Source organism: uncultured Actinomyces sp., assembly GCF_963526355.1.
Lineage (GTDB): Bacteria > Actinomycetota > Actinomycetes > Actinomycetales > Actinomycetaceae > Actinomyces.
This window is the reverse complement of the sequence record NZ_CAUROW010000095.1, coordinates 1-6,802: the sequence shown is the minus strand read 5'-3', so window position 1 is coordinate 6,802 and position 6,802 is coordinate 1. Positions and strand designations below refer to the sequence as shown.

Sequence of the window (6,802 nt, the reverse complement as noted above, 5' to 3'; positions counted from 1 at the left end):
CTCACGTAGAGGCGCGAGGCCCCCTCCCCCAGCTCGACGCGCTTGAGCCCGGTGACCGTGTAAAGCATGACGGTGCCCGGTCCGGAGACGCTGCGTCCAGTCTCAACCGACACGCTCGGGACCGGGTCACCGAGCTCCGTGCACAGCTCGCGCACCGTCTCGGCGAGGGTCCGGGCGACCTCAGCCGGGCTGGGCGGCACCGGGTCCGCACCGGTGTAGGCGATGCCGTAGCCGCCGCCCAGGTCCAGCTCGGGGGCGATGACGCCCGTGGAAACCGCGACCTCGTGGCGCAAGGCGACGACGACGCGGGCGGCCTCACGGAAACCGGTCAGGTCCAGGATCTGGGAGCCGATGTGGGAGTGCAGCCCGTGCAGCTCGAGCTCGGGAGCGGCGATGATCGCGTCGATGGCCTGGCGGGCGGTACCGGCGTGGACGGAGAGGCCGAATTTCTGGTCCTCGTGGCCGGTGGAGATAAACTCGTGGCCTCCGGCGTGCACACCGGTGGTCAGGCGCACCATGACCTTGCCGGTCTCCTCGGACCCGTAGACGCCGCTCGCACGCAGCTCGCGCACGGCGCGGACGGCCAGCTCCACCTCCTCGAGGGAGTCGAGGACGAGATGGCCCACGTGGTGGGTGAGGGCGACGGCGATCTCCGCCTGCGTCTTGCCGTTGCCATGCAGACCCAGACGGGTGGCGTCCATGGTGGCGTCCTCCCCGTCCACCTCCTGCAGGGCGGCGAGGGACACGGCGAGCTCGCTGCGGCTGGCGGTGTCGATGCCCATGCCCTCCTCGAGGACCCACTGGGCGACCTTGGTGGTCAGGAAGGCCTTGCCGGCGTAAAAGGCCTCTCCCCCGGCCATGCCGTAGCTGGGCCAGAACTCCTCGTGCATGGCGGCGCTCCAGGAGGCGGCGCGGCCGCGCAGGTCGGCCTCATCCAGGACGAAGACGGGACTGGGGGCGTCGGCGAGGATCTCGGAGACGGTCAGCCCGCCCAGGGCGAGCTCGCCGTCGGGGGCGCGCCGCGCTGTCGTGGGCCACAGGTCGGGGCGGTCCTCGGGCTCGGGGCAGGCCAGCGATCCCAGGGACGGCTCACCGGTGGGAACCTGGTACATCACGGTCTCACATCCTCTCGGGAGCAGAGACGCCCAGCAGGGCGAGCCCGTTGGCGAGCACCTGCCCAACGGCGTCGTTGAGCCACAGGCGGGCCACGTGGCCGTTATTGACGGCATCGTCCCCGCGGGGGGTGACACGGGTGGCGCCGTACCAGACGTGGTAGGCGGAGGCCAGCTGCTCGAGGTACCGGGCCACCCGGTGCTGCTCGCGCAATTGCGCGGCCTGGGTGACGATCGCCGGGAACTGGGCGAGCACGCCGAGCAGCGCGGAGTCGGCCGGGTCGTCCAGCGCCGCCGGGAGGAATCCGGCTGCCCGGGACACGCCGTGCTCCGCGGCGTTGCGGGCCACGTTGCACGTGCGGGCGTGGGCGTACTGGACGTAGTACACCGGGTTCTCGCTCGAGGTGGAGGCCAGCAGGTCCAGGTCGATGTCGATGGCGGAGTCCATGGACGAGCGGGCCAACGCGTAGCGGGCGGCGTCCACACCGACGGCGTCGACGAGGTCGCCGAGTGTCACGATGGTGCCGGCACGCTTGGACATGCGCACGGGCTGACCATCCTTGACAAGGTTGACGAACTGGCCGATGACGATCTGCATATTGACGCCGGGCTCGTCGCCGAAGGCAGCGCACATGGCCATCATGCGGCCGATGTAGCCGTGATGGTCGGCGCCGAACAGGAAGATGGCGCAGTCGGTGCCGCGCTCGCGCTTGTCCAGGTAGTAGGCGAGATCGGCGGCGAAGTAAGCGGCATTGCCGTCAGACTTGATGAGGACACGGTCCTTGTCGTCACCGAAGTCGGTGGTGCGCAGCCAGGTGGCGCCGTCGCGCTCCTCGATGACGCCGCGCTCGCGCAGGCGGTCGATGGCGCGCTCGACGGCTCCGGAGGTGTGCAGGGAGTCCTCGTGGAAGAAGACGTCGAAGTCGGAGCGGAAGGCGTGGAGCTCGGCCTTGACGGCGGCGAACATGAGGTCGACGCCGCGGGCGCGGAAGACCTCAACGGCCTCGGCATCGGGCAGGGTGGCCGGATCGGGGCGTCCGGCAGCGAGCTCGTCGGCGGTCACCTGCTGGGCGATCTCGCCGATATAGGCACCGCCGTAGCCGTCCTCGGGGGTGTCCTCGCCGCGGGCGGAGGCCAGCAGGGATTCGGCGAAGCGGTCGATCTGGGTGCCGTGGTCGTTGAAGTAGTACTCGCGGGTGACCTCGGCGCCGCAGGCGGACAGGATCCGGGCCAGGGAGTCGCCGACGGCGGCCCAGCGGGCGCCGCCCAGGTGCACCGGGCCGGTGGGGTTGGCGGAGACGTACTCGAGGTTGATGTGCTGTCCGCTCAGGGAGTCATTGCGCCCGTAGGCCTCGCCGGCCTCGACGATGGAGCGGGCGAGTTCACCGGCGCTGGCAGCGTCGAGGCGGATATTGAGGAAGCCGGGGCCGGCGACCTCCACGGAGGTGACGCCGTCGAGGGTCTCAAGACGGGGGGCGAGGAGCTCGGCGAGATCGCGCGGTTTGGTGCCCGCCTTCTTGGCCAGCTGCATGGCGACGTTGGTGGACCAGTCGCCGTGGTCGCGGTTGCGGGGGCGCTCGACGCGGGGGTCGGGGATCTCTGCGGCAGGCAGGGCGAGGGAGCCCTCGGCAGAGGCCTCCTCCAGGACGGTGCGGATGGCTGCGGCAAGCTCTTCTGGGGTCACGTGCGTCAGCGTACCGTCATCGATCGGGGTCGATTGCCAACGATCCTGACAACTGCGTGACTTCGTGGGACATGTCGCAGTCTCGCACCAGGTTCGCTCCGGGGGCGGGACACTGGTACAGTCACGCTTCGGGCCCCGGTAGCTCAGTGGATAGAGCGTCTGCCTCCGGAGCAGAAGGTCGCAGGTTCGAATCCTGTCCGGGGCACCGACCCTGAGCCCCCGTCGCCACCCGCGGCGGGGGCTCGCTTGGTGTCCGTCGGCGCTGTATGAAGGCGGGGGTGCTGCTGGAAGCAGATATGGATGTACTCCGCCGAGACTGCAGGATCGTGAAGCGCGGTCAGTTCCCGGCCGGTACAACCCCGGCCTCGCTCAGCGAGCCCTCATGCGGCTCGCAATCACATCAGTTGTTTCCACCCGGTAGGAACAACGAGTAGCGGAGGCTGACGAGGTTCACCCCAGGATCTGGAGGGCCAGGGTGGGGACGTCGGTCATGATGGCATCGACGTTGAGCTCGGCCAGCCGGCGCATCTGATCGGGCTCATCCACTGTCCACACGTGAACTTCCAGCCCGGCGGTGTGCGCGGCAGCGACGAATCGCCGGGTAACCACGGGAACGCCGTGGTAGCTCTCAGGGACCTGGACGGCATCAACCTTCCCCCGCGTCCAGCCCCAGCGGGTCTGCGGCAGCGGGACAACGGCCTCGCTGCGCAGCATGAGCCCAAGTACGTCACTGACGCCCAGGGACGTCGTGGCCCTCGGCTCCTGGCGGCGCAGAACAGCGAGTCGTCGGGCGGAGAACGAGGCGAAGCGGACCCGGTCGAGGGCCTCGGCGTCACGCACCGTCTGCAGCGCAGCCTGGACGACGCTGGAGTCCTTGAGATCGACATTGAACTTCATCGTCGGGTGGGCGTACAGGACGTCATCGAGCCGGACGAAGCCACGCCCATCACCGGAGTCGAGATTAGCCAGCTCAGCCCACATGACCTCTCCGACGGTGCGGGGGTCGTTGGCAGTGCGGCGCAGGTCCTCGTCATGACTGAGGACGGCGACGCCATCGGCGGTCAGCCGCAGGTCGGTCTCCATCCACTCCAGCCCGAGCGCGGCCACGTGCTCGACGGCGCTCCAGGTGTTCTCAGGAACCTCACGCCCGCCACCGCGGTGGGCGATGACAGCAGGACATCGTGTTCGCGACACGGCAGACGGCACGGTGGGTCTCCCTCAGCTGCAGTTGGTGGTGAGCTCGACGGCGCCGTGCTGTTTGAGCCAGCCCCATGGCTCCACGGTGGACTCATCAGCGGTGTCGTCCTTGGTTCGCACCTCAAAGTGCAGGTGCGAACCGGAGGACCGACCGGTGTTGCCCACACCGGCGATCATCTGTCCGGCTGTGACCGTGTCGCCGGCCTTGACGTAGATGCCGTCCTCGTACATGTGGAGGTAGCTGGTGTACCAGACCTGGCCATCGATCTCGTGCTTGATGGTGACGGTTCCGGTGCCGTCGACCATACCGGCGGTGGTGACGGTGCCAGCGGCAGCGGCGTAGATGGGTGTCCCCACCGGGGCGGCCATGTCCTGGCCGGCATGGAGCTTCTGAATGCCAAGAGTGGGATGAGTGCGGTACCCGTACTCCGAGGAAATCGCATAGGTGTCCGGGAGCATCGGGTAGAACAGCTGCGGCCTGGAGCTGAAGGCGCTGGTGTCGCCCGATGCACCGGTCGCCGAGGAGCAGGTCTTGGCAGCGTTCTGGTAGGCCTCGCGGATCCTGGCCCTGGTGGCGGCGTCAGGGACGTTGGAGAGCTGGGTGTCGGAGCCCTCCTCCAGGTCGTCGTCCCTGCCGAGAACGGCGCTGGCCACGGATGATGGCTCCGACCCGGCCGACGCCCGCCCTTCCGTGGTACCCCCGGTATGCATCTTCATGGCGGCCGAGGCCAGCGGGGTGTTGTCAAGATGGCTGGACAGCGGGGCCAGGACCGTGGCCACTGCAAGTGCGGACAGAACGGCGGTGCGTCCGAGGATCCCGGTTCCGGTGCGACGGCGGGCGGGGTGCGCCGGGACGGGACCGATCGAGGGTCCACGTTGACTGTCGGGCCCGGATGCTGCTGCGCCCTTGATCGACGACGCCGGCTCGGCCGCCCGATCCGACGACGAGGCAGCGGACCGAGGCGTTCTGGCCTTGTGGGACGCCTTGTCCGTCTGCGTCTGAACCGCCTTGGCAGCCCGGACGGCCGTCTCATCAGCGATCGGCACCCCGGCCTTGCGGGCAGCCATGATCTTGCGAACCTCGGGGACTTCGAGAGTCTCGGCGCCGCGGAAGTCCGTGATCCTTCTGGAGAAACGGATCTCGTGGGGGGCAGCGAAGGTGAAAGGCGTCACCGAAGCCTCGGGCCCGGACCGCGGGGTCGAAGAATGGACGTCGTCCGGGGCAGTGGAGGCGGCGTGGTGCGTGGTGGAGGCGACGACGGGCCGGACCGAGGCGCTGGCCGGTGTGGCAGCCGAAGCCCGGCGCTCGCGCCGGCTCTCCGACCGAGCAGCGACGGCGGAGACCGGGGTGGGGTTGGGACCGCTCGGGGTGGAGGTGCGGCTACGGCGCTGCGTCGCGCCGTGGGAAGCGGGCGAGGGGTTGCCGGCGGTCCACCATGGCGCGCTGTCCGCTGGCTGGTCGGCGACCGGTTCCGGAGTGGACGTGGACTCGGCCAGAGAGACGGCGACCAGGGGCGACAGGGCAGATGGCGCAGAAGGGGCGAAAGGCTTGTCGACCGCGTGGGAGCGGCGACTGCGACGGCTCTCCGGCCGGGGCTGAGACTGCTGGACAACAGCCGAGCTCTCCCGTGTCTGCCGGGTGTCCTCGGCAACCTGGGCGACGCGCATGTCCTTGCGGGATCGCCGGGTGGGACGCGTATCGCCGTGCGTCCGCGGCAATGTGGACGAGGATGCGGAAGGAGGTTCAGGGAAGGGGGTCGGAGCCTCCTCAGAAGGCGCGGGCGGGACAGCCGGAGCGGGGGCGGCCGGGGCCTGCAGGTGCGCGGCCGACGCCGACCGGTCGACCGAGTTCTGGCGCCGGCGGGCCATACGGCTCATCGGAGCGACCGGTTGCTGACCGTCCTGCGGCGGACGGAAGGTCGCACTCTCCCGCGGACTCGCGACCGGCACGGCTGCGCGCGGAAGCGCCTGCGACGGCGGTCCCTGCGAACGCTCCTGCTTCTGCGGGTCCACCGGCACGCTCGGAAGAACGGCACTCGCTTGAGACCGATGGGCGTAAGTGCTGCGGCGGGAGCGGCGAGTGGCGCTGGCCGCATGGGTGGTGTGCGGCGCCGGCGCCGCATGCGAGGAAGGTACAGTGCCAGCGTCTACCTCGGCGAACTGGCGAGCGGCTTCGGCAGCACGTTCCACCTCGCGACGCTGGCGTCGACTCATGGGCTGCTGGGTCACGCGGGAAGCCTCCAGGTGGCTGGTGTGATAGGGACTGTCGTCACCGCCGACGGCCCGGTGGTGACGACATTGCTGGCTGCCGGGGGGACAGTCTCATGTTGTGCTCGGTTAAAACAGTAGCGGTCTCCTGTGAGACTCGCCAGGAGAACCAGCACACCTTTGTGTGACCTGTACTTCTCGGACGAGCCGCAAGGACCACTCAAACCAGCCGGTACACGGGAGGTAAAACCCGTCATCCGAACGACGCCGCCGCGCGATACCAAGGCCTGCCGTACGATCGGTTAGCATTCATGAGCGCCGAGGGAGTTGTGGGAATCCACTGGCCACCACCATAAAATTACAATTTAATCACGGCGTTGGTGCTCCTCGCGCTGCATGGCGTCGTTGACCTCGCCAACGAGCTCTTCGAGAATGTCCTCCAGGAAGAGAACCCCGACGAATCGCCCCTGGGCGTTGCGCACATGCCCCAGGTGAGCCCCCGAGCGCTGCATGGCCGCCAGTGCCTCCTCAACCTCGTCGTCATAACCGACGGGCACGAGTGCGCGAGCGCGCCAGGCGGGCACCGGCTCAGTGCGGTCGG

4 protein-coding genes, 1 tRNA gene and 1 pseudogene are annotated in these 6,802 nt (G+C 69.1%); 1 reads left to right on the top strand and 5 read right to left on the bottom strand.

Translation table 11 applies throughout. The features are described 5' to 3' along the window. Together RWR81_RS11700 and argS are read right to left on the bottom strand one after the other, a co-directional pair. On the bottom strand, positions 1-1,112 hold a 1,112-nt coding region (locus RWR81_RS11700), incomplete at its 3' end, for a diaminopimelate decarboxylase family protein (RefSeq protein ID WP_399498436.1). 7 nt (positions 1,113-1,119) lie between these two features. After that, complete coding sequence (argS, locus tag RWR81_RS11695) at positions 1,120-2,796, bottom strand: arginine--tRNA ligase (RefSeq protein ID WP_314457911.1); 1,677 nt, start codon at positions 2,794-2,796, stop codon at positions 1,120-1,122. Positions 2,797-2,928: 132 nt separating this feature from the next. On the opposite strand from argS, the gene RWR81_RS11690 reads away from it, so the two are divergent. Next, a tRNA-Arg gene (locus tag RWR81_RS11690) sits at positions 2,929-3,001 on the top strand. A 245-nt stretch (positions 3,002-3,246) separates the two neighbouring features. On the opposite strand, the gene RWR81_RS11685 is transcribed toward RWR81_RS11690, so the two are convergent. The 3 genes and pseudogenes from RWR81_RS11685 to RWR81_RS11675 all read right to left on the bottom strand — a co-directional run. Further along, positions 3,247-4,002 (bottom strand): glycerophosphodiester phosphodiesterase, encoded by a 756-nt coding sequence (locus tag RWR81_RS11685; RefSeq protein WP_314457910.1) that lies wholly within the window; start codon positions 4,000-4,002, stop codon positions 3,247-3,249. Positions 4,003-4,014: 12 nt separating this feature from the next. Beyond that, positions 4,015-5,661, bottom strand: coding sequence for a peptidoglycan DD-metalloendopeptidase family protein (locus RWR81_RS11680; RefSeq protein WP_314457909.1), 1,647 nt, complete (start codon positions 5,659-5,661; stop codon positions 4,015-4,017). A gap of 905 nt (positions 5,662-6,566) precedes the next feature. Continuing rightward, positions 6,567-6,802, bottom strand: a pseudogene (locus RWR81_RS11675) (hypothetical protein); the annotation flags it as partial.